This window comes from Nocardiopsis chromatogenes YIM 90109, assembly GCF_000341185.1.
Taxonomy (GTDB): Bacteria; Actinomycetota; Actinomycetes; order Streptosporangiales; family Streptosporangiaceae; genus Nocardiopsis_A; species Nocardiopsis_A chromatogenes.
Window position 1 is genome coordinate 1 of record NZ_ANBH01000011.1, and the last position, 20,780, is coordinate 20,780.

A 20,780-nucleotide genomic window follows, 5' to 3' on the forward strand; every position below is an offset into this window, starting at 1 on the left:
CTGTTCGAGCGTCTCGACCACGGTCTCGGCGACCTTGCGCATGGTCAGCCGACGGTCCATGGAGTTCTTCTGGATCCAGCGGAAGGCCTCCGGCTCACTGAGCCCGTGCCTGCTCTGCAGCAGCCCCTTCGCCCGCTCGACGAGCTTGCGGGTCTCCAGGCGGTCCTGCAGCCCCGACACCTCGGCCTCCAGGGCGGACAGCTCGGCGTACCGGCTGACCGCCATCTCGATGGCGGGCACCAGGTCGGACTTACTGAACGGCTTCACCAGGTAGGCCATCGCCCCGGCATCACGCGCCCGCTCCACCAGCTCGCGCTGCGAGAACGCCGTCAGGATGACGACGGGGGCGATGCGCTCGGCGGCGATCCGCTCAGCGGCCGACAGCCCGTCCAGGACGGGCATCTTGATGTCGAGGATGACCAGGTCGGGCTTGAGTTCGGCGGCGAGGCGTATCGCCGTCTCACCGTCGCCCGCCTCGCCCACGACGGCATAGCCGTCCTCCTCGAGCATCTCCTTGAGGTCCAGCCGGATCAGGGCCTCGTCTTCCGCGATCACCACGCGGCTCTGCGTCGTCGTCACGAACACGAGGGTACCGAGATCCGCTACGATGGTCTGCACCGCCTGCGCCGCGCGCTGGGAACGAGCACAGGAGGCCCCCTAGAGACCCCACGCCAGACGACAACAGAAAATCGCCCCATTGGGCATAAAGGCCCCGATATTCCAACAGGAAGAGAAAGCGAGCTCAAACCTCGTACAGTGTGGGTTCGAATCCCACTCGGGGCACTTCCCTACAAAAGCCATCTTTTGGATGGCTTTCTTTTTTTCTGTGGAACTCGAACACAAGTACGCCCCCACAGGCGATACTCGAACGCATGTACCCCCGCAAAGTCGTGAATGAGGCCCTGCGCCTGCATGCCCAGGGATGGACCGATCGACGGGTCGCCGAGTCCGTGGGCGTCTCGATCTGGACCGTCCGGCACTGGAGAACAGGGCGTCGGCGAGGCCCCAGACAGGAGAGCTACCGCGACGACAGGACTACTTACTGCCCTTCGTGTGCTGGCGCCCCTCTCGACGAGAACGCCTATGCCTACCTTCTCGGCCTGTATCTGGGGGACGGCCACATCGTCCGCACCAAGAAGGGGACCTACTTATTGGCGATCTACTGCAGCGCCATCTACACCGATCTCGTCGAAGAGTGTCGCAGAGCGGTGGGAGCCGTCTTTCCCGTCACGCCCTTCACTCGCGAGAAGCCCGGGTGCACGGTCGTGCAGGCGGTGTCGAAACACTGGCCGTGCATATTCCCCCAGCACGGACCCGGCCCCAAGCACTCCAGACTGATCAAGCTCGATGCCTGGCAGCAGGAAGTTGTGAGGGCCCACCCCCAGCAACTGATCCGAGGGCTCTTCCACTCCGACGGCTGTCGCGCCACCAATAGGGTCCGCCGGATGGTCTCCGGCGAGTGGAAGTACTACGAGTACCCGCGATACTGCTTCAGCAACACGTCCAAAGACATCCACGCCATCCTCGGAGACGCGCTGGACCAAGTGGGAGCCAAGTGGAAGCTCGTCTGGGTGCCGAACAAGGCCGCGCACCATCAGGACACCGGCACCCTCTCCGTCGCCAAGCGCGACTCCGTGGCCCTCCTGGACACCTTCATCGGCCCGAAGAGCTGATCCGGCGCATCCTTATCCTCCGCTCACCTCCACGTCACTCCCTGTGGTCACATCACGGCCACAACCTGAGCACAACACGTGGGTTTCGTCGCCATGGCGGCCGCGAGTCCCTGATGCTGGAGTTCGGGAGTGTCGCGGACGGACGCCCTCCGGCGTCGTCCGGTGCGAAGGGAGTGGGCGGTGCTGACCGCGGTGGCCGGGATCCTCGGGATCCTGGTGATCGGTTCCTGGGCGGTGGTCGCCTGGGGCTCCAAGCGGCGGCAGCCGTGGCTATTGGCCCCGCTGGCGCTGCTCATCGTCGTGCTCGTCGCCACCGGCCAGGGCGGTTGGGCGTTCCTGCCCATCGCCGCCCTGATGGCCCTGTCCTTCGCCGAACTGGTCATCGGGTCCCGCGAGGCGCCGTCCCTGCGCGCCCGGGACCGGGACGGCCCGCTGAGCACCGAGCGCTGGGCGGCGGCGGTCGCCGCCCCCTTCCGGGTCGCGGTCGCCGAGCCGTGGGATGTCATCTCCCGTCCGCAGCTGCGCCGCCGGTACCGCAAGGTGCTGGAGGAGGAGTGGGGCATCACCGACCGCGCGGGCCTGCTGGCCACGGTCGAGGGGCTCTGGGAGGAGCTGCATTCGGCCCCCCACCCGGACCTGCTGGTCGACCTGCGCACCGGGGTGGCGCGCACGCGCTCGCCCGAGGGGGCGGGGTCGGCGGGCGGCGCGGCGCCGGAGCAGCGCGTGCGGCTCACTCCGGAGCAGGTGGAGCGGATGCGTGAGGTGACCGGCGCCGAGGAGGGCGTGGACTCGGTGGTGATCGGCTCCTATGAGTGGTGGAAGTCGGCGCACCTGGTGCGGTTGGCGTGCGGCGGGGCGACGCTGAGCTGGTTGAGCCGGGCCGAGACGCAGAATCTGCTGCGCCGGGTGGCCACGGACCTGCAGCGCCGGTTCTCGGGGTGGGACCGGTTGTCGGCGGCGTTCCACGGGGGTTATCTGCTGTGGCGGGGCGGCGCCGGTGGCGAGGGTGAGCCGGACCGGGTCTGGACGGCGCTGGGGATCTTGACGGCGGACGATGACAGTCCGTGGCGGCTGCTGCCGTGGGACATGCCGTTGGAGCGGGTGCCGTACGAGTCGGCGGGCACCGGTGAGGGGTCGTATGTGCTTCCGGGTGCCGTGGCGGGTGGGCCGTCCGAGGGCGGTGGGCCTGCCGGTGGGGCGGATGGGGCTGTCGGGGGCGGTTCGGCGGCGGAGGACGGCCCGTCCGGTGCCGCGGGCGGCACCGAGGGCACCGAGGATGCTGAAGGACTCGTCGGCGCGGTGAGCGGGGTGGATCCCGTCCTGGCCGAGCACGGTGTCGGCGACCCGGAGCTCGATGACGTCGATTTCGACGGCGTCGATGGTTTCGAGGGCTCGGAGGTGGGCGCCCCCGGGGCGGACCTCGCCGGGGTCGGAGCCGGGGCGTTGGGGCCGGTCGGGGGCGTGGCGCCTGACGGGCCGGTCCCGCCGGTCGAGTCGGTCGACGGGGGCCTCGTCGACGGTGGCCCGGCCGACGGCGGGGAGGAGCCGCCTCAGCCGCGTGAGGCGGTGGATGAGGAGGCTGCGCGGGAGGACGGCGAGCCGGGTGGTGGGCCGTTCGGCGGTGTCGAGGGCGGCCCGGCGGGTGCGCGTCGGCGCTGACGTCGGCGCCGGGGGCGGCTGAGCGCCTGCGCCCGTCCGGTGTCCGGGTGGGGCGGTGTCCGCCTGTTCCCGTCCGGTGTTCCTGTGCTGGGCCGGGTCCGTCCGGGGTGTCCGGGGGTGTCGGCCGGCCGCGGTCGCGCCGGGTGCGGGGGCTCTCGGGTGCCTGTGGCTCCTGTCGTGGAGGGCGCCCGGGCGGTGTCCGCTCCTGGGGCGCCTGGGGCGCGGTGTCCTTCTGCGTCCCCTGTGCCACTGGTCTCTGCCGTGCCGCTGGTCTGCGCGTGGTGTGTGCCGCTGTTCCCCTGTCTTAGGAGGGGTGGGGCGCGGTGTTCGCGGTGCCGGCGGGGTGGGGGCGGTCGGCAGGCGCGCGGGGCGCCTGTTGGCCGGTCCGCCGCCCCCTCAGGCCCCCGCCCGGGACTCGCCCTGGGGGCGTTCCCGGGTGCGGGGCCTGTCGGCGGGGCGTCGTCGGCGGGGACGGTGTGCGTCCCTCGGCCGGTGCCCCTGCCGGTTCAGCGGCGGATCACTTCCCGTGCGTGATGGCGTCACCGATGCGGTGCACGCGCAGGGAGTTGGTGGAACCGGGGGTTCCGGGCGGGCTTCCCGCCACGATGACGATCTTGTCGCCCTTCTGGTAGATGCCCATGTCGAGGAGCTCGGTCTCGACTTGGCGGACCATCTCGTCGGTGTGGTCGACCCAGGGGACGCAGAAGGCGTCGACGCCCCACTGCAGGGACAGGCGCCCGCGGGTGCTGTCCTGGGTGGTGAAGGCGATGAGCGGGATGGGTGAGCGGTATCGGGCCAGGCGCCGGGCGGTCTCGCCGGACATGGTGAAGGCGACGAGGGCTTTGGCGCCGATGGTGGCGCCGACCTCGGCCGCGGCGCGGGCGATGGCTCCGCCGGTGGTCTCGGGCACCCGGTTGAGGATGTGCGAGGCGCGCAGGGATTCCTGTTCGGCGGCGACGACGATGCGGGCCATGGTGTGGACCGTCTCGACGGGGTAGGCGCCGACGCTGGTCTCGCCGGAGAGCATGACGGCGTCGGCGCCGTCGAGGACGGCGTTGGCGACGTCGGAGGCTTCGGCGCGGGTGGGCCGGGGCGCGCTGATCATGGATTCGAGCATCTGGGTGGCGACGATGACCGGCTTGGCCTTGTCGCGGCAGCGCTCGATGGCGCGCTTTTGCACCATGGGGACGTTTTCGAGGGGGAGTTCGACGCCGAGGTCGCCGCGGGCGACCATGACGCCGTCGAAGACCTCGATGATGTCCTGGAGGCGTTCGACCGCCTGGGGTTTTTCGATCTTGGCGATGAGGGGGACGCGCACGCCCTCCTCGTCCATGATGGCGTGGACCTCGTCGGCGTCGGCGGGGCTGCGCACGAAGGACAGGGCGACCATGTCGACGCCTTGGCGCAGGGCCCAGCGCAGGTCTTCGGTGTCCTTGTCGGTGAGTGCGGGGACGCTGACGGCCACGCCGGGCAGGTTGAGGCCCTTGTGGTCGGAGACGGGGCCGCCGATGATGACGCGGGTGTGCACGTCGGTGCCGGTGGTCTTGGTGCATTCCAGGGCGATGCGGCCGTCGTCGATGAGGACGCGGTCGCCGGGGCGGACGTCGCCGGTGAGTCCCTTGTAGGTGGTGGAGACGCGGCGGGCGTCGCCGGGGACGTCGTCGACGGTGATGGTGAAGGGGTCCCCGGGGGTGAGTTCGACGGGGCCGTCGGCGAAGGTGCCCAGTCGGATCTTGGGGCCTTGGAGGTCGGCGAGGATGCCGACGTTGCGGCCTTTCTCGTGGGCCGCCGCGCGCACGTTCTCGTAGTTGGCGCGGTGGTCGTCGTGGGTTCCGTGGCTGAGGTTGAGTCGTGCGACGTCGAGGCCGGCGTCGACGAGCTCGCGGAGGATCTCCGGGCTCGCGGTGGCCGGGCCGAGGGTCGCGACGATCTTTGCTCGTCGTGTCACTCTTCCCACTCTAGAGCGTTCCTGGGCCCGGGTGGTCTAAACCAGGTTGCGAACGGGCGTCCGGTGGGTGGCGGGGCGGGGACGTGGGGTGATGGGGGGCGTGTCGGGGTGGGGCCGGTGGCGGGTGGCGGGGTGGGTTCGGGGCCCGCTGAGGGGCCGGGGTGTCGGCCCTTCAGCGGGCCCCGCCGTCAGCGGTTCCCGGTGCGGGGTCAGGGGCCGGTGTTGCGGTCGGGGGCGCCGGTGGTGAGGCGTCCGTGGGCTTGGAGGGTGAGCAGGCGGCGGATGGTGGCCATGCCGCGCCATTCGCGGGTGGCCTGGTCGGTCCAGTGTTCGCGGGCGGTCTCCCAGCCGCCGTCGGGGAGTTGGGTGGCTTCGAGGAGGTCGAGGTTGCCGTTGATCTCGTCGTCGGTGAACATGCGGCGGGCGAGGCTGCGGGGGTGGGGGGCGATGTCGAGGGGGCGGCGCACGGTGCCGGGTCGCTGGGGGTCGGTCTCGATGACGGCGCGGATCATGGGGGTGAGGCGGTCGAGGGCGGCTTCGGCGCGGGCGCGGTCGGGGGCGTATTCGAGGAAGGTGCAGATGGCTTGGGCTTCGTCGGGGTCGGTCCAGTGGAGGGCGTCGATGCGGGTCCAGCAGAAGGCGGTGGCGCGGTCGCGCCAGGCGCCGGGGGTGTGGTGTTTGTGGAGGAGTCCGGCGATGGCGGCGGTGGGGCGCAGGGCGCCGTGGGGGTGTTCGGCGGCGGCGGTGCGCCAGTGGGGTGCGGCTTCGGTGTGGCGGGCGGTGGCGGTGACCGGGGGGACGCCGCCGTTGGGGTGGCTGACGCTGGTGAGGTAGGTGGTGATGGCGCCTGCGCGGTCTTCGGTGATGGGGCCGAGTTCGTCGAGGTAGCGCAGGGCGTATTTGACGGTGAGGGGTTGGCTTCCGTGGCCGCGCAGGTCGGGGTAGAGGGCGTTGCCGTAGCCGCCGTCGACGTTGCGGTAGCCGTCGAGGACGGTGCGGACGGGCTCTGCCGGGCCGCCGGTGAAGAGGTAGGCGAAGCGGTGGCGGTCGAGGAGGCGCGCGGAGCGCGACATGAAGTGCTCTGCGGCGTGCAGGGCGTCGGCTTTCACGGTGGTCATGCCCCGATTGTGCACCCGGCGCCCTGGGGCAAACCTGGCCGACTGGCCCGATTTAGGGGATTTTGCCGCATTTATACGTGGGCAAATCGGGCGCAAATCGCTCCCCAAGGGGGGAATTCTCACGAATCCTTAACGGCTCCGGGCCGCCGGGGACCCCCGGAGCCGCCCGATCCGCCGCGGCCCCGGCGGCGGAGGGCCAGGACGGCGGCGCCGGTCCACGAGGCGGTGACGGCCGCCGCCACCGCCAGCTGTGCGGTGAGCAGGTGCTCGGCGGGGTAGACGACGCCGGTCAGGTAGTGCTCGACGAAGCCCTCCGAGGGCAGCCCGGCCTGCCCTGCGCGCATGCGCGCCCAGTCCTCGACGTGGGTGAGGGGGCAGTCCCAGCCGACGAGGGTGATGGCCAGGGCGTAGGCGGCCACGAGGGCGTGCGGCCACAGCAGTACGGGCCACCGCCAGGCGAGCAGGCCGCCGAGGGTGACGTAGGCGAGGAAGGCGAAGTGCAGGAGCATGGCCGCCTCCCCGAGGAGCCGGTACCCCATGTGCCGACGGTATCCGGCGGGCGGCGGCCGGGCCAGGGCGTGTTCGTCGGATCAGGCCCGTGGAGGGCACCGGCGGCGTCATGCCCGCCGCAAGGCCGCCGTGTCCCCGGGAGCAGGGGGGGCGGCCCGGGGTGCGCTGTCGACCGATGAGGACGGGGCGAGGGGCGTGCCTGGGCGTCGCAAGGGGATGGGCGAGGCGGTGGAGGGCGTGTGGCCCCGCACGGTGCTGCAGACCTGCATCGTGCACCTGATGCGCGACAGCTTCCGCTATGCCTGCCACACCGGCCGCAAGCGCCGCAAGCGCATCGCCGCCGCTCTGCGGGCCGTCTACACCGCCCCCGCCGAGCAGGCCGCCGCCGAGCGCTTCGCCGGGTTCGCCCAGGACCGGGGCGACAGGTAACCGGCCATCGTGCGGCCGTGGGAGCAGGCCTGGCCCGGGATGGTGCCGTTCCCGGCCTTCGACGCCGAGATCCGCCAGGTGGTGTGCACGACCAACGCGATCGAGTCGATCAACGCCCGTACCCGCCGCGCGGTCAGGGCCCGCGGGCGCTTTCCCAGCGGGAGCGCTGCTTTGAAGTGCGTCCATCACGCGCTGATGGCCTTGGATCCCAAGGGAGCCGGCAGGGCCTGGTGGAGCGGCCGTTGAAAGAGGGCGCTGAACGCCTTCGATCTGGCCTTCGAGGGCCGCCTGACCGCGAACCGCCGGTGAGCAGGAGGAATAGTACGGGGCGCCCCTGACCGTCAGTGACGGCCCGGCGGCTTCGGGATCGCCGGGGGCACGGACTGCCGCGCGGCGTCCAGACGCATCCTTCCGACACCCCTCCACCGCACCACGCCGCAACCGGGGCGCCTCCCCCTCCGACGCTACGGCGACCGCCCCCGAACAGGTCCACGACGGCCATGGACCACGCGCCCCGGCAGGGCGCCTTCGGTATCGGCCCCGTCGGCGGTGCCCGGCCGGGCGCCCCTCCCCCGGCCGTGTGCCCACGTGCCCAGGTGCATCGACGTACGCGGGCACACCTCAGGGCCGCCCCTCGCGTGACGCTGTTCCGAGGGGCGGCCCCGAGACGGGGGGCGGGGGCCGCCGTGCGGCCCCCGCCCGGATGCTAGACCAGCGGCCGCGCCGTGGGCGGGATGGCCGTCGGAAGGGCGGTGTCGGCGCCCAGGTAGCGGTCGACGCCCGCGGCCGCCGAGCGGCCCTCGGCGATGGCCCACACGATCAGGGACTGGCCGCGCCCCATGTCGCCCGCGCAGAACACGCCGTCGACGGTGGTGGCGTAGTCCTCGTCGCGGACCACGTTGCCGCGCCCGTCCAGCTCCACGCCCAGGTCCTCCAGCAGGCCCTTCTTCTCCGGGCCGACGAAGCCCATCGCCAGGGTGACGAGCTGGGCCGGGATCTCCCGCTCGGTGCCGGGCACCGGCTCGAACCCGTTCTCGGTGCGCTCGACGTCCACGAGCTTGAGCGCGCGCACCCGCCCCTGGTCGTCGCCGAGGAACTCCACGGTGTTGACCGAGTAGACGCGCTTGCCGCCCTCCTCGTGGGCGCTGGTGACCTTGTAGACCGCCGGCATGGTGGGCCAGGGCTGGCCCTCGGGCCGCTTGGCCGGGGGCTTGGGCATGATCTCCAGCTGGGTGACCGACCGGGCGCCCTGGCGGTGGGCGGTGCCGATGCAGTCGGCGCCGGTGTCGCCGCCGCCGATGACGACCACGTCCTTGCCCTGGGCGCTGATCGCGGGCTCGGCGGTGTCGCCCTCCTGCACCCTGTTGGCCGGGGGCAGGTACTCCATGGCCTGGTGGACGCCGTCCAGCTCGCGCCCGGGCACCGGCAGGTCGCGGGCCTGGGTGGCCCCGCCGGTGAGCACCACGGCCTCGTTCTCGGCGCGCAGCTCCTTGGCGGTGATGTCGGTGCCGACGTCGATGCCGGGCCGGAAGCGGGTGCCCTCGGCGGCCATCTGGGCCAGGCGGCGGTCCAGGTGGCGCTTCTCCATCTTGAACTCGGGGATGCCGTAGCGCAGCAGCCCGCCGATGCGGTCGGCGCGCTCGTAGACGGTGACGTCGTGCCCGGCGCGGGTGAGCTGCTGGGCGGCGGCCAGCCCGGCCGGGCCCGAGCCGACGACCGCGACCTTCCTGCCGGTGCGCACCTTGGGGGGCAGGGGCCGGACCCAGCCCTCCTCCCAGGCGCGGTCGATGATGGACACCTCGACGTTCTTGATGGTCACGGCGGGCTGGTTGATGCCCAGCACGCACGCCGACTCGCACGGGGCGGGGCACAGCCGCCCGGTGAACTCGGGGAAGTTGTTGGTGGCGTGCAGCCGCTCGATGGCCTCGCCCCAGTCGTGCCGGTGCACCAGGTCGTTCCACTCGGGGATGAGGTTCCCGAGGGGGCAGCCGTTGTGGCAGAACGGGATGCCGCAGTCCATGCAGCGGGACGCCTGCTTGGTGACGGTGCCGCGGTCGAAGTCCTGGTAGACCTCGCGCCAGTCCTGGATGCGGACGTCGACGGGGCGGTGCGCGGGCAGCTCGCGCTCGGTGATCTTCAAAAAGCCCTTGGGGTCGCCCATGGGTGGTCCCTCCTCTCTCGGCGCGGGGCTAGGCCTGCGCGGCGGCCATGACGGCCTGGTCGACGTCGGCTCCGGTGCGCTCGGCCTCGGCGCGGGCGGCCAGCACGCGCTTGAAGTCGCGCGGCATGACCTTGGTGAAGCGGGCGGACTCGGTGTCGAACCCGGCCAGCAGCTTCTCGGCGACGGCCGAGCCGGTCTCGGCGCGGTGCCGGGCCAGCACGTCGCGCAGGAACTCGCGGTCGGCCTCCTCCAGCGGCTCCAGGTCGACCATCTCGCCGTTGACCCGCTCGGGGTCCAGGTCGAGCACGTAGGCGGTGCCGCCGCTCATCCCGGCGGCGAAGTTGCGGCCGGTGCGGCCGAGGACGACGGCGCGCCCGCCGGTCATGTACTCGCACCCGTGGTCGCCCACGCCCTCGGCGACGGCCAGGGCGCCGGAGTTGCGCACGCAGAACCGCTCGCCGACGACGCCGCGCAGGAACACCTCGCCGGAGGTGGCGCCGTAGGCGATGACGTTCCCGGCGATGATGTGCTCTTCTGCGGGGAAGGGCGCCTCCTGCGGGGGCCGCACGGTGATGCGGCCGCCGGACAGGCCCTTGCCGACGTAGTCGTTGGCGTCGCCGACCAGGCGCAGGGTGACCCCGCGCGGGACGAAGGCGCCGAAGGACTGTCCGGCGGACCCGGTGAAGGTGATGTCGACGGTGTCGTCGGGCAGGCCGTCGGCGCCGAACCGCTTGGTGACCTCGTGGCCGAGCATGGTGCCGACGGTGCGGTTGACGTTGCGCACCGGCAGGTCGAGGGTGACCTTCTGGCCGTAGTCCAGGGCGCCCTCGGCGAGCTGGATGAGGGTGTTGTCCAGCGCCTTGGCCAGGCCGTGGTCCTGGCCGCGGACGCGGCGGACGTGGTCGCCCTCCCAGGGCTTCTCGGCGTGCAGCACCGGGGCCAGGTCCAGGCCCTGGGTCTTCCAGTGCCGGACCGCGTCGTCGGTCTCCAGGGCCTCCACGGCGCCGATGGCCTCGTCCAGGCTGCGGAAGCCCAGCTCGGCGAGGTATTCGCGGACCTCTTCGGCGATGAACTCGAAGAAGTTCACCACGAACTCGGCCTTGCCGGAGTAGCGCTCGCGCAGGGCCGGGTTCTGGGTGGCCACGCCCACCGGGCAGGTGTCCAGGTGGCACACGCGCATCATGACGCAGCCGGAGACGACGAGGGGCGCGGTGGCGAAGCCGTACTCCTCGGCGCCGAGCAGGGCGGCGATGACGACGTCGCGGCCGGTCTTCATCTGCCCGTCGGCCTGGACGGTGATGCGGTCGCGCAGGCCGTTGCGGATGAGGGTCTGCTGGGTCTCGGCCAGGCCGAGCTCCCAGGGGGTTCCGGCGTGCTTGAGCGAGGTCAGCGGGGAGGCGCCGGTGCCGCCGTCGTGCCCGGAGATGAGCACCACGTCGGCGTGGGCCTTGGAGACCCCGGCGGCGACGGTGCCCACCCCGGCCTCGGAGACCAGCTTGACGTGCACCCGGGCCTGCGGGTTGGCGTTCTTGAGGTCGTGGATGAGCTGGGCGAGGTCCTCGATGGAGTAGATGTCGTGGTGCGGCGGCGGGGAGATGAGCCCGACGCCGGGGGTGGAGTGCCGGGTGGTGGCCACCCAGGGGTAGACCTTGTGGCCGGGCAGCTGGCCGCCCTCGCCGGGCTTGGCGCCCTGGGCCATCTTGATCTGGATGTCGTCGGCGTTGGTGAGGTAGTGCGAGGTCACGCCGAACCGGCCGGAGGCCACCTGCTTGATGGCGCTGCGGCGCAGGTCCCCGTTGGCGTCGGGGGTGAAGCGGCGCGGGTCCTCGCCGCCCTCGCCGGTGTTGGACTTGCCGCCGAGGCGGTTCATCGCGATGGCGAGGGTCTCGTGGGCCTCGGCGGAGATGGAGCCGTAGCTCATGGCGCCGGTGGAGAAGCGCTTGACGATCTCCGAGGCGGGCTCGACCTCCTCGATGGGCACGGGGGTGCGGGCGCCCTCCTTGAACCTGAGCAGGCCGCGCAGGGTCATCAGCTCCCCGGCGCGCCGGTCGACCTGGGAGGTGTACTCCTTGAAGATCTCGTAGCGCCGGGTGCGGGTGGAGTGCTGCAGCTTGAAGACGGTCTCGGGGTCGAACAGGTGGGGTTCGCCCTCGCGCCGCCACTGGTACTCGCCGCCGACGGGCAGGCGCCGGTGGTCGGGCCGGTCGTCCCGGTAGGCGGCGGTGTGGCGCAGGCGCACCTCTTCGGCGAGCACGTCGAACCCGGCGCCGCCCAGGCGGGAGGTGGTGCCGGTGAAGCAGTGCTCGATGACCTCCTCGCCCAGGCCCAGGGCCTCGAAGATCTGCGCGCCGGTGTAGGAGCTCACCGTGGACACGCCGATCTTGGACATGATCTTGAGGATGCCCTTGCCGTAGGCCTTGACGGTGTTGCGCACCGCGGCGGCGGTGTCGGTCCCGCCGATGACGCCGCGCTCGACCAGGTCGGCGACGGTCTCCAGGGCCAGGTAGGGGTTGACCGCGGAGGCGCCGTAGCCCAGCAGCAGGGCCATGTGGTGGCACTCGCGGGCGTCCCCGGCCTCGACGACCAGGCCGACCTTGTTGCGGGTCTTCTCCCGCACCAGGTGGTGGTGGACGGCGCCGGTGAGCAGCAGCGAGGGCACGGGGGCCCGGTCGGGGCCGGCGCCGCGGTCGCTGAGCACGAGGATGCGGGCGCCGCCGGCGATGGCGGCGTCGGCCTCGGCGCAGATCTCGTCGAGGCGGCGGCGCAGGGCGCGGCCGCCCCCGGCGACCGGGTAGGTGCCGTGCAGCACGTGCACCCGGAAGTCGGGGTTGCCGTCGGGGGCCCCGGCGGCGCGCACGGCGGCGAGTTCGTCGTCGTCGAGGACGGGGGTGGGCAGCACGATGCGCCGGCAGTCCTCGGGGGTGGCCGTGAGCAGGTTCTCCTCGGCGCCCAGGGCGGTGCCCAGGCTGGTGACCAGCTCTTCGCGGATGGCGTCCAGCGGCGGGTTGGTGACCTGGGCGAAGCCCTGGGTGAAGTAGTCGAAGAGCTGCCGGGAGCGGGTGGACAGGGCGGCGACGGGGGTGTCGGTGCCCATGGAGCCGATGGGTTCGGCGCCGGTGCGGGCCATGGGGGTGAGGATGACCCGCAGCTCTTCCTCGGTGTAGCCGAAGACCTGCTGTTCGCGGGTGAGGTCGCGGTCGGCGGGGGTCTCGGGCTCGGCGGCGGGCAGCTCGGACAGGCGCACCACGCCCTGGTCGAGCCATTCGGCGTAGGGGTGTTCGGCGGCGAGCTCGGCCTTGATCTCCTCGTCCTCGATGATGCGGCCCGAGGCGGTGTCGGCGACGAAGATGCGGCCGGGCTGCAGGCGGCCCTTGCGGACGATGCGCTCGGGGTCGATGTCGAGCACGCCGGCCTCGCTGGCGAGGACGACCGTGCCGTCGTCGGTGACCCAGTAGCGGCCGGGGCGCAGGCCGTTGCGGTCCAGGACGGCGCCGACGAGGCTGCCGTCGGTGAAGGACACCGAGGCGGGGCCGTCCCAGGGCTCCATGAGCATGGAGTGGTACTCGTAGAACGCCCGGACCTTGGGGTCCATCTCGGTGTGGTTCTCCCACGGCTCCGGGATCATCATGAGCACCGCGTGCGGGAGGGACCGCCCGCCCAGGTGGAGGAGCTCCAGGGCGGCGTCGAAGGAGGCGGTGTCGGAGTCCTCGGGGTCGACGATGGGGAAGATGCGCGACAGGTCGCCGGGCAGCACGTCGCTGACCAGGTCGGCCTCGCGGGCGCGCATCATGTTGCGGTTGCCCTTGACGGTGTTGATCTCGCCGTTGTGGGCCACGTAGCGGAAGGGGTGGGCCAGCGGCCACGACGGGAAGGTGTTGGTGGAGAAGCGCGAGTGCACCAGTGCCAGGGCGGAGGTGTAGCGCCGGTCCGACAGGTCGGGGAAGAACGGCTCGAGCTGGGGCGTGGTGAGCATGCCCTTGTAGGCGATGGTGCGGGGGCTGAGGCTGGGGAAGTACACCCCGGCCTCGTGCTCGGCGCGCTTGCGCAGGCAGTAGGCGTAGCGCTCCAGTTCGATGCCGGTGCGGCCCTCTGCGGGGCCGCCGGGGGCGCCGGTGACGAAGAGCTGCCCGAAGTGGGGCATGGACTCGCGGGCGGCGGGGCCGCAGTAGGAGGGCTCGACGGGCAGGTCGCGCCAGCCCAGGACGGCCAGGCCCTCGTCGGCGGCCAGGGCCTCGATGGTGCGCACGGCGGCGGCGCGGTCGGCCTCGCCGGAGGGGAGGAAGGCGATCCCGGCGGCGTAGGAGCCGGCCTCGGGCAGGTCGAAGCCGCAGACCTCGCGGTAGAGGGCGTCGGGGATCTGGGTGAGGATGCCCGCCCCGTCGCCGTCGTCGGGGTCGGCGCCGGAGGCGCCGCGGTGGTCGAGGTTGCGCAGGACGGTGAGGGCCTTGCCCACGGTGTCGTGGGTGCGCCGCCCGGTCAGGTCGGCGACGAAGCCGACGCCGCAGGCGTCGTGCTCGAAGGACCGGTCGTAGAGGCCCTCCCCGGTGGCGCGGGCGGCCGCGTTCGGGGTGACTTCGGCGTTTTCGCGGGCGGCGGAACGCCGCACCTGGCCAGCAGGCATCTACCCTCCTGTCGTCGTGCGATGGGCTTTTGGTCAAAGCGCATTCGGGACGACGTTGGCCCTGCTGCGGCGGTGCGGTCTTGAGTTGTGGCCCGGTCGCGGTCCCCGGTCGGCCGGGGCGCGGCGAGCGCCAGGGGCGGGTGGCGGGCGCGCCGTCCGGCCGGATGTCACGTCCTCGTGGACCGGTGCGGTGCGCCTGGTGCCTGCCCCTGTCGGTGGTCAGGTTATACATCCTGGTCGCGGGCGGCGCGAATCGTTTCGCGCCTCCGCCGACCGGTTCGCCGCTGCGGTGCGGCGCGGATGCGGTGTCCGCCCTCCCCTGCCCGGGGTCGGCGTGCCCCCTGCCCGGTGTGCCGGGCTAGCGGAGGTCTTCCCCCCGGGTGGGGCGGCAAACATTCGCAAAGCGGATGAAATCACCGGACGGCAGGCTAACAACACGGTTGCCGCAGTGTTTCCACCGGGGTCCACGATAGGTGATCTTCGGGGATGCCGACCATGGGCCGACGCTCACCCGAAGGGCGGTGCGGACGGGAGCATCTGCGCAGGTGAGGCGGCACACGAGGGGGTGTGGCGGCGGGGCGTTACGGGAGTGTTTCATCTCACTTGCCCGATCGCCCGCAGTAGCCGCCCCGGAGGGCGCTCGGGGCCCACCGGCGGGAGGAGGGCGGCGCTGACCTGTGGCCGTGCGCGGCGGCCTTCCGGGAGCCCTTGCTTCCCCCTGGGCTCTTCCCCCTGGACGGTCACGCACGCTGCAGTGGTGGAACCTCCGGCGCTCGCGGCCACCGAAGGCTCCACCGCTCCAGCGGCCCCTCCCCCGCCTTGAGTGGTCCCACGGCGCCCCGAACCCGCCTCGACCTGGGAAATGGGAGGATCGGACAGTGAACGATCTTCCGCCTGAGCTTTCGGCCCTGCTCGGCGCGCAGGGCGCCGACGCCACCCGCGCCCACCGTGTCCTGGCCGCCCTGTCCGACGGGGCCTGGTGGAGCCCCCGCGAGCTGGTCCGCGCCACCGCGGTGGCGCACCGCACCGCCGCGGCGGTCCTGGACGCACTCGGCCCCGACCTGGAGCGGGCGTCGGCGGCCGGCGCGCAGGAGCGGGTCCGCCTGGTGCGGCCCGGCCCCTACGCCGCCCGCTTCGACCGCCCCCGCCCGGCCGACCCGTGGGCGCCGCTGATGGAGGCCCGCCCCGAGGCGGCCGAGGAGCTGCGGCGCCTGGTGGCTGAGGCGCCGCCCTCCCTCACCGACCTGGACCATGTGGCCGCCACCGCCCGCACCGCCCTGCGGCGCGGGGTCTTCCTCGACGAACGGTTCGACCTGGCCGGGCGGCGGCTGCTGTGCGTGGGCGACCACGACCTGACGTCGCTGGCGGCGCTGCTGGTGCGCCCGGAGGCCGAGGCGGTGGTGGTCGACGTCGACGAGCGCATGCTCGCCTACATCGGCGCGGCCGCGGAGCGTTTGGGCCTGCGGGTCCGGTGCCACTTCGCGGACCTGCGGCTGGGGCTGCCACCGGCGGTGGCCGGGGCGTGCGACGTGGTGTTCACCGACCCGCCGTACACCCCGGAGGGCGTGGAGCTGTTCGTGCGCAGGGGCATGGAGGGGATGGCCGACCCGCGCCGGGGGCGGGTGGTGGTCGCCTACGGGGCGAGCGAGACCACCCCGGGGCTGGTCGCCAAGACACAGGCGCGCCTGGCCCGGATGGACCTGGTGTTCGAGGCGGTGCACCCGGACTTCAATCACTATTCGGGCGCCGAGGCGATCGGCGCCGCCAGTGACCTGTACGTGCTGAGGCCGCTGGCGCGCACGGCCGCCGGGCGGGGGCCGGAGGCGGCCCGGATCTACAGCCAGGGCGGCAACGCGAAGGAGGCGGCCGCGGCGGGCTCGGACGAGTTGGAGGAGCTGGCGGGCTCGGCGGCGCTGCCCGCCCCGGGGACGGACGGGGGTCCGGGAACGGTCGTGGGCGACTGGCCCGGCACCGCGGCGTGTGCGGGGGTGCGCCGGGTGCGCCTGGGCACATGGATGTCGGCCCCGGTGGAGGCCGAGGGCGCGGTGGTGAACCTGACCGGCGGCTGGGAGGCGCTGCTGGGGCGGGCGCTGCTGGCGTCGGGCGGGGTGAAGGTGCGGGCGGTGGTGTCCGCGTCGGCACCGCAGGTGCGTGACCAGGCGGGCCAGCGGGCGCTGGCGGCGCTGCTCGGCCCGGGGGTGGGGGTGCGCTTCCGCCGGGGCGGCCCCGGGAGCCGCCTGATGGTGGTGGAGGCCGCGCCGTCCCCGGTGGGCCCCGACGCCCCGGCCGCCGACCGCCTGCGCGCCCGCTGCCGGGAACGCGCCCATGGGCCGCTGCCCCGCGTGCTGCGGGAGGCGCTGATCGCGGTGGCGGCGGAGGACGGCCGGTCGGTCAACAAGAAGTCGGCGAGGCGGCTGGTGGCCGACGCGGCCCCGTGGGCGTCCGGGCACACCTTGCTGGACCTGCCGGAACACCGTTTCCGCGACCTCGACCGCGCCGCCGAGCAGATCTTCGAGGCAGTGGAGGGCCAGGACGGGGCGGCCGCCCCGCCTGACTCCGAGACCTGAGGCACCCCCACAGGACCGATGAGGAGAGCGGCCCCGCCAGAGGCACGGCCGGACGACGGGGCGGCCGGTACCCCGCTCGCGGATCCCGGCCGGGTGGCAGGCCACCGGAGTTCCCGGGACCGCGGCGATGAGGAAGGCGGGCGGCCCCTCGGGCAGCGCTGTCGAGTGGCGGGCGTGTGCGCGGTCACCGTGAAGGGCGGCGACGGCCAGAGCGGGGCGGTTCCCTGATCCCGCCTGCCGGGCGGCGGGCCACTCGCGGTCCGGGGAAGGCGGCACGGTTGGTGCCCCACTCGGTGACCCCGGCCGGGCGGCGGGCCGCCCGGGTGTGGGGTGGGAGGCGGCGGCGAGGAGGGGTCGGCGGCAGTTCCGGCAGCGCTGTCGGCCCGGCGGACGGCCGAGGCCGGTGAGCGGGGCACCTGCTGGGCCGCCCGCCCGGACCGAGAGGAACCCACCGCCCGGCAAGAAGCCTAAGCGGGGCACCGGCTGTGCCGTCGTCGCCTGCTTCGGTGACCGCGCACGCGCCGGACGGCCGCCGACACGGGGCTCCCGCCGTCCATCTCGTCTCGTCGGGCGGCGGGAACCGTCGGAGCCTCGGTCCCGACGGGGCCCATCAGCCGGTGCCGGTGGCTCCCTGCTCGGTGCCGGTGCCCGCGCCCTGTCCGGCGCCGCCGGCTCCGGTGCCCGCGCCCTGGCCTGTGCCCTGCTCGGCGCCCGTGCCCTGGCCGGACTCCGCGCCCGTCCCGGTGCCGCTCCCGGCGCCCGCGCCCTGGTCGGTTTCCAGGCCGGGGCGCTCCTGGTTGACGACCCTCCGGTACAGCGGGTCCTGGTACCCGCTCAGCGCGATCAGCGGGGCGGTCAGGTCCTCGCGCTCGCTCGGGTCCTGCGAGGACTTGTTCTGGGCCCAGGCCACCAGCAGGTAGTGGCCGCTCACCGACGCCTCGGCCCGGCTGAAGCCCGTTCCCAGCCGGGTCAGCGGGTCCTCCGTCCCCGGGTTCAGGATGAAGCCGGGGCTCTCCTCGTCCTCATCGGTGATCAGCGGCTGCTCCATGGCGTCGGCCACCGCCTGGGAGGCCTCGGCGTCGCGCAGGTTGAACAGCACCGCCGCGCCCACGTAGTCGCCCGAGTCGTAGGCGGCGCTCGCCGCCTGGGTGCACCCGGCGTCGTCGAGCGCCTTCTGCACCTTCGACCCCCACACCGCCTTCGAGCAGTCCTCGGTCAGCGACGTGGCCTGGAGCTCGAAGACGATGTCCTGGCTGTCGATCTCCTCGTTGCCGCGCTCGAACATCTCCCCTTCGGTGAGGGGGCGCGAGTCGACCTCCTGCGAGGGCAGCACCTCGATGAACTTGTCCGAGTCGTACACCGAGTAGGTGGTGGGCCGGGCCTGCGCCGGGGCCTGCGCGCCCCCGCCCATGAAGTTCCAGACCAGCACACCGACGAGCGCGACCACGGCCACGCCCAGGGCGCCCAGCAGGATCGGCAGCGCCTTCCCGCGCCGCGTGCCCTTGCCGCCCCCGTCGGCTCCGTCCGCGGAGTCCGGCTTGCGCCGGGACCCGCCGGAGCGCCGGCGCGGCGCGTCGGCCGCCCCCTCACCGGGGTCGCCTCCGCCGTTCCGCCTGCGCCTGCCGCCCGTGGCCGCCGCGCGGGGGGTCGCGCCTGAGGGATCTGAAGAAGACACCGTGACCTCTCGAATGCCTGAGCATGCTGTTCGCGTTGTGACGTCCGGGCCGCGCGGTGAGCACGGGGCGCGGCGCCGGTAGGCGCATCCTAGCCGGGATCGCGGGGGACGGCGCCGCGCGGGCGGTCAGCCCTCCTGCTCCTCCTTGGCGCGGCCCACCTGCTCGTAGACCCACACCGCCGCGTCCATGGCCACCACGTTGACCTTGGCCATGGCGGTGTCCTCCTCCGGCTCCCCGGCGTCGGCGCGGGCCACCCAGTACACCGCCAGGTAGTGCCCCATGACCTGGGTCGATGCCTGGCTGTACCCCTGGTGCAGGCCGTCCACGCCCTGGTCCATGGGCACCAGGAAGCCGACGTCGGTCTCGCGGTTGCGCGGGTCGAGCGTCTTGGCGGCGGCGCTGGAGGCCTCGGCGTCGGACAGGTCGAAGAGCGTGAACTGTGCCACGTACTCCTTGTCCGCGTCCTGGTAGTAGCCGCGGGCGGCGGAGGTGCAGCCGCCGTCGACCAGCGCCTGGCCCACGTCCTCGCCCCACACCCACCGGGTGCAGGTGTCGGTGGCCTCCGCGGTCTGGAGGGTGAGGGTGAAGTCGTCGAGTTCGAGCTTCTCGGCGTCGGACCCGAACACCTTTTCGGCGTCGAGCGGCTCGGCGTCGTCGGGCCGCTCGGCGATGGGGGCGAAGATGTCCTGCTCCTGCGACTCGCCCTGGTAGACGGTGGGCAGGAGGGTGGAGTGGCCGTCCTCCGGCATGGCCATGACGGGGTCGTCGCCGCCCTTGAGGGGGTTCTCGGTGAACAGCAGCAGGTAGAAGAGCACGCCCAGGAGCACGACGAGGGCCACCCCGCACAATCCGAGCAGCACTCCCAGCACGGCGGTGCCGCGCTTGCCGGTGCTCTGCTCGGCGAGGGTGTTGACGACCTGGTTGGGGCGGTCGCCCAGGACGCTGACCTTGCGCAGGGCAGTGGCGGAGAACTTGGAGACGGGGTCGACGCCGTCGGCGGCCGCGCGGCGGCCCCGGCGCGGGGGCGCCGCCTCGGGCTGGGCCCGGCGGCCCTTCCTGGCCTTCTTCGCCTTGCCCTTGCGCTTGCCCTTCCGGGCGGGGGCGGCCTCCTCGGCCGCCTCCTCCCCTCCGGGCGCGGCCTCGGGCCCGGGGCCGTCGTCGGCCGCGGGCCCGAACTCCTCGACCACTTCGCCGGGGCCGGTGTCGGCCGCGGTGTCCTGCGGTGCGGCGTCGCCGCGGTGGCGGCGGCCGTTCCGGGCGCGGCGCGATCCGCGCGCGCCCGCCCGGCCGGCGGAGTCCGATCTGCTCACGTCGCTAGCTCACTCATCCTCGTCGGCGCCGCCGCGTCCGCGGGGGTTCCGCGGCGGCGCCGGCGGCGCCTAGTCCTCCCGCTTGTTGTCCGCGGGTCCGGTCGCGGCCCCGTCCTTGTCGGACTCGGAGCCGGTCCCGGCGTCGGGGGCCGTGTCGGTGTCGGGGGCCGTCTCGGAGCCGTCGGTGGCGTCCGCTCCGGCCGGGGTCTCTTCGGTCTGGGCCTCCGGCCCGCCCTCGGGCCCGCCGTCCGCCGTGTGGTCCCCGCCGGCGGGGGTGTCCCCGTCGGCCCGGTCCCCTTCGGGCCCGGCGGTGTCCGGGGCTCCGGCCTGCGCGGCCCCGGTGTCGGCGGGGGCGTCCTGCGCGGGTCCGGTACCGGCGTCCTCGCCCTCCGGTTCGGGTGTGACGGATCCCTCGGCGTCCGCCCGGCCCGTGTCCCCGGTGTCGGCGGAGGCCGCGGCGGCGCCGGTCCGCCCCTCCTCGCCGTCGGTGGCCGGGTCGGTGTCGAAGACCTGGGTTCCGGCCTCGTGGCCGTAGGGCACCACGCGCGTGGAGAAGCGGTCCAGCCGCCGCCCCGCCCAGACGAAGTAGGCCAGGGCCCCCGCGAACACCAGGAGCGACGTCCAGTTGTTCAGGCGGAAGCCGAGGATCTCGTTCGCCGGGTCGATGCGCATGTACTCGATCCAGAACCGCCCCACACAGTAGCCCATGACGTAGAGCGCGAAGAGCCGTCCGCCGCCGAGCCGGTCGGCGTAGCGCCGCCCGGCCCAGGCCAGGAGCACCGCCAGGCCGATGTTCCACAGGGACTCGTACAGGAACGTGGGGTGGTAGGTGCTGAAGCCCTCGATGTACCCGGCCGGGCGCCCGGCGTCGGTGGAGATCTCCAGCGCCCACGGCAGGTCGGTCGGGCGCCCGAAGAGCTCCTGGTTGAAGTAGTTGCCCCAGCGCCCGAAGGCCTGCGCCAGCGGGATGGTGGGCGCGATGGCGAAGGACAGCTTCGACATCGACAGGCCGCGGCGGCGCGCGCCGAGCCACACGCCCAGCGCGCCCAGCGGGATGGCGCCCCAGATGCCGAGGCCGCCGTTCCAGATGTACAGCGCCTGGATCGGC

At 73.3% G+C, this 20,780-nt stretch carries 11 protein-coding genes, 1 tRNA gene and 2 pseudogenes; 5 read left to right on the forward strand and 9 right to left on the reverse strand.

The window, feature by feature from the left end; all coding sequences use genetic code 11:
• On the reverse strand, positions 1–558 hold a 558-nt coding region (locus D476_RS0101095), incomplete at its 3' end, for an ANTAR domain-containing response regulator (RefSeq protein ID WP_026123120.1).
• A 151-nt stretch (positions 559–709) separates the two neighbouring features.
• On the opposite strand from D476_RS0101095, the gene D476_RS0101100 reads away from it, so the two are divergent.
• The 3 genes and pseudogenes from D476_RS0101100 to D476_RS38670 form a co-directional block, all read left to right on the forward strand.
• Positions 710–783, forward strand: a tRNA-Leu gene (locus D476_RS0101100).
• Positions 784–872: 89 nt separating this feature from the next.
• On the forward strand, positions 873–1,673 hold the full coding sequence (locus D476_RS0101105; RefSeq protein WP_017622142.1) for a helix-turn-helix domain-containing protein: 801 nt from the start codon (positions 873–875) through the stop codon (positions 1,671–1,673).
• A 180-nt stretch (positions 1,674–1,853) separates the two neighbouring features.
• Positions 1,854–2,786: pseudogene (locus D476_RS38670) on the forward strand (DUF1266 domain-containing protein); the annotation flags it as partial.
• 1,063 nt (positions 2,787–3,849) lie between these two features.
• Here the strand turns inward: D476_RS38670 and pyk are convergent.
• The 3 genes from pyk to D476_RS0101125 form a co-directional block, all read right to left on the reverse strand.
• Complete coding sequence (gene pyk, locus D476_RS0101115; protein WP_017622143.1) at positions 3,850–5,280, reverse strand: pyruvate kinase; 1,431 nt, start codon at positions 5,278–5,280, stop codon at positions 3,850–3,852.
• A gap of 209 nt (positions 5,281–5,489) precedes the next feature.
• Positions 5,490–6,398, reverse strand: coding sequence for a hypothetical protein (locus D476_RS0101120; protein ID WP_017622144.1), 909 nt, complete (start codon positions 6,396–6,398; stop codon positions 5,490–5,492).
• Between the two features lie 119 nt (positions 6,399–6,517).
• Positions 6,518–6,937 carry a DUF2784 domain-containing protein gene (locus tag D476_RS0101125; RefSeq protein WP_017622145.1) on the reverse strand — a complete coding sequence of 140 codons (420 nt, stop codon included), beginning with the start codon at positions 6,935–6,937 and terminating at the stop codon, positions 6,518–6,520.
• Between the two features lie 181 nt (positions 6,938–7,118).
• Here D476_RS0101125 and D476_RS38675 point away from each other — a divergent pair.
• Positions 7,119–7,646: pseudogene (locus D476_RS38675) on the forward strand (transposase); the annotation flags it as partial.
• 397 nt (positions 7,647–8,043) lie between these two features.
• Here the strand turns inward: D476_RS38675 and D476_RS0101140 are convergent.
• Together D476_RS0101140 and gltB are read right to left on the reverse strand one after the other, a co-directional pair.
• Positions 8,044–9,498: a glutamate synthase subunit beta gene (locus D476_RS0101140; RefSeq protein WP_017622148.1), complete on the reverse strand. Its 1,455-nt coding sequence runs from the start codon at positions 9,496–9,498 to the stop codon at positions 8,044–8,046.
• 28 nt (positions 9,499–9,526) lie between these two features.
• On the reverse strand, positions 9,527–14,119 hold the full coding sequence (gltB, locus tag D476_RS0101145) for a glutamate synthase large subunit (protein ID WP_040724860.1): 4,593 nt from the start codon (positions 14,117–14,119) through the stop codon (positions 9,527–9,529).
• An 878-nt stretch (positions 14,120–14,997) separates the two neighbouring features.
• Here gltB and D476_RS0101150 point away from each other — a divergent pair.
• On the forward strand, positions 14,998–16,686 hold the full coding sequence (locus D476_RS0101150; protein WP_017622150.1) for a bis-aminopropyl spermidine synthase family protein: 1,689 nt from the start codon (positions 14,998–15,000) through the stop codon (positions 16,684–16,686).
• A 610-nt stretch (positions 16,687–17,296) separates the two neighbouring features.
• Here D476_RS0101150 and D476_RS0101155 read toward each other — a convergent pair.
• From D476_RS0101155 to D476_RS31735, 3 genes are all read right to left on the reverse strand, one after another.
• Complete coding sequence (locus D476_RS0101155) at positions 17,297–18,361, reverse strand: hypothetical protein (protein ID WP_017622151.1); 1,065 nt, start codon at positions 18,359–18,361, stop codon at positions 17,297–17,299.
• 126 nt (positions 18,362–18,487) lie between these two features.
• Positions 18,488–19,672 (reverse strand): hypothetical protein, encoded by a 1,185-nt coding sequence (locus D476_RS0101160; RefSeq protein ID WP_017622152.1) that lies wholly within the window; start codon positions 19,670–19,672, stop codon positions 18,488–18,490.
• Between the two features lie 69 nt (positions 19,673–19,741).
• Positions 19,742–20,780 (reverse strand): prolipoprotein diacylglyceryl transferase family protein (locus tag D476_RS31735; protein ID WP_017622153.1); only part of this gene is annotated, 1,039 nt, incomplete at its 5' end.

Coding starts and splice junctions, on each gene's coding strand:
- D476_RS0101105 (WP_017622142.1), top strand. CDS start 873: ATGTACCCCCGCAAAGTCGTGAATGAGGCCCTGCGCCTGCATGCCCAG.
- D476_RS0101125 (WP_017622145.1), bottom strand. CDS start 6,937: ATGGGGTACCGGCTCCTCGGGGAGGCGGCCATGCTCCTGCACTTCGCC.
- D476_RS0101120 (WP_017622144.1), bottom strand. CDS start 6,398: ATGACCACCGTGAAAGCCGACGCCCTGCACGCCGCAGAGCACTTCATG.
- D476_RS0101140 (WP_017622148.1), bottom strand. CDS start 9,498: ATGGGCGACCCCAAGGGCTTTTTGAAGATCACCGAGCGCGAGCTGCCC.
- gltB (WP_040724860.1), bottom strand. CDS start 14,119: ATGCCTGCTGGCCAGGTGCGGCGTTCCGCCGCCCGCGAAAACGCCGAA.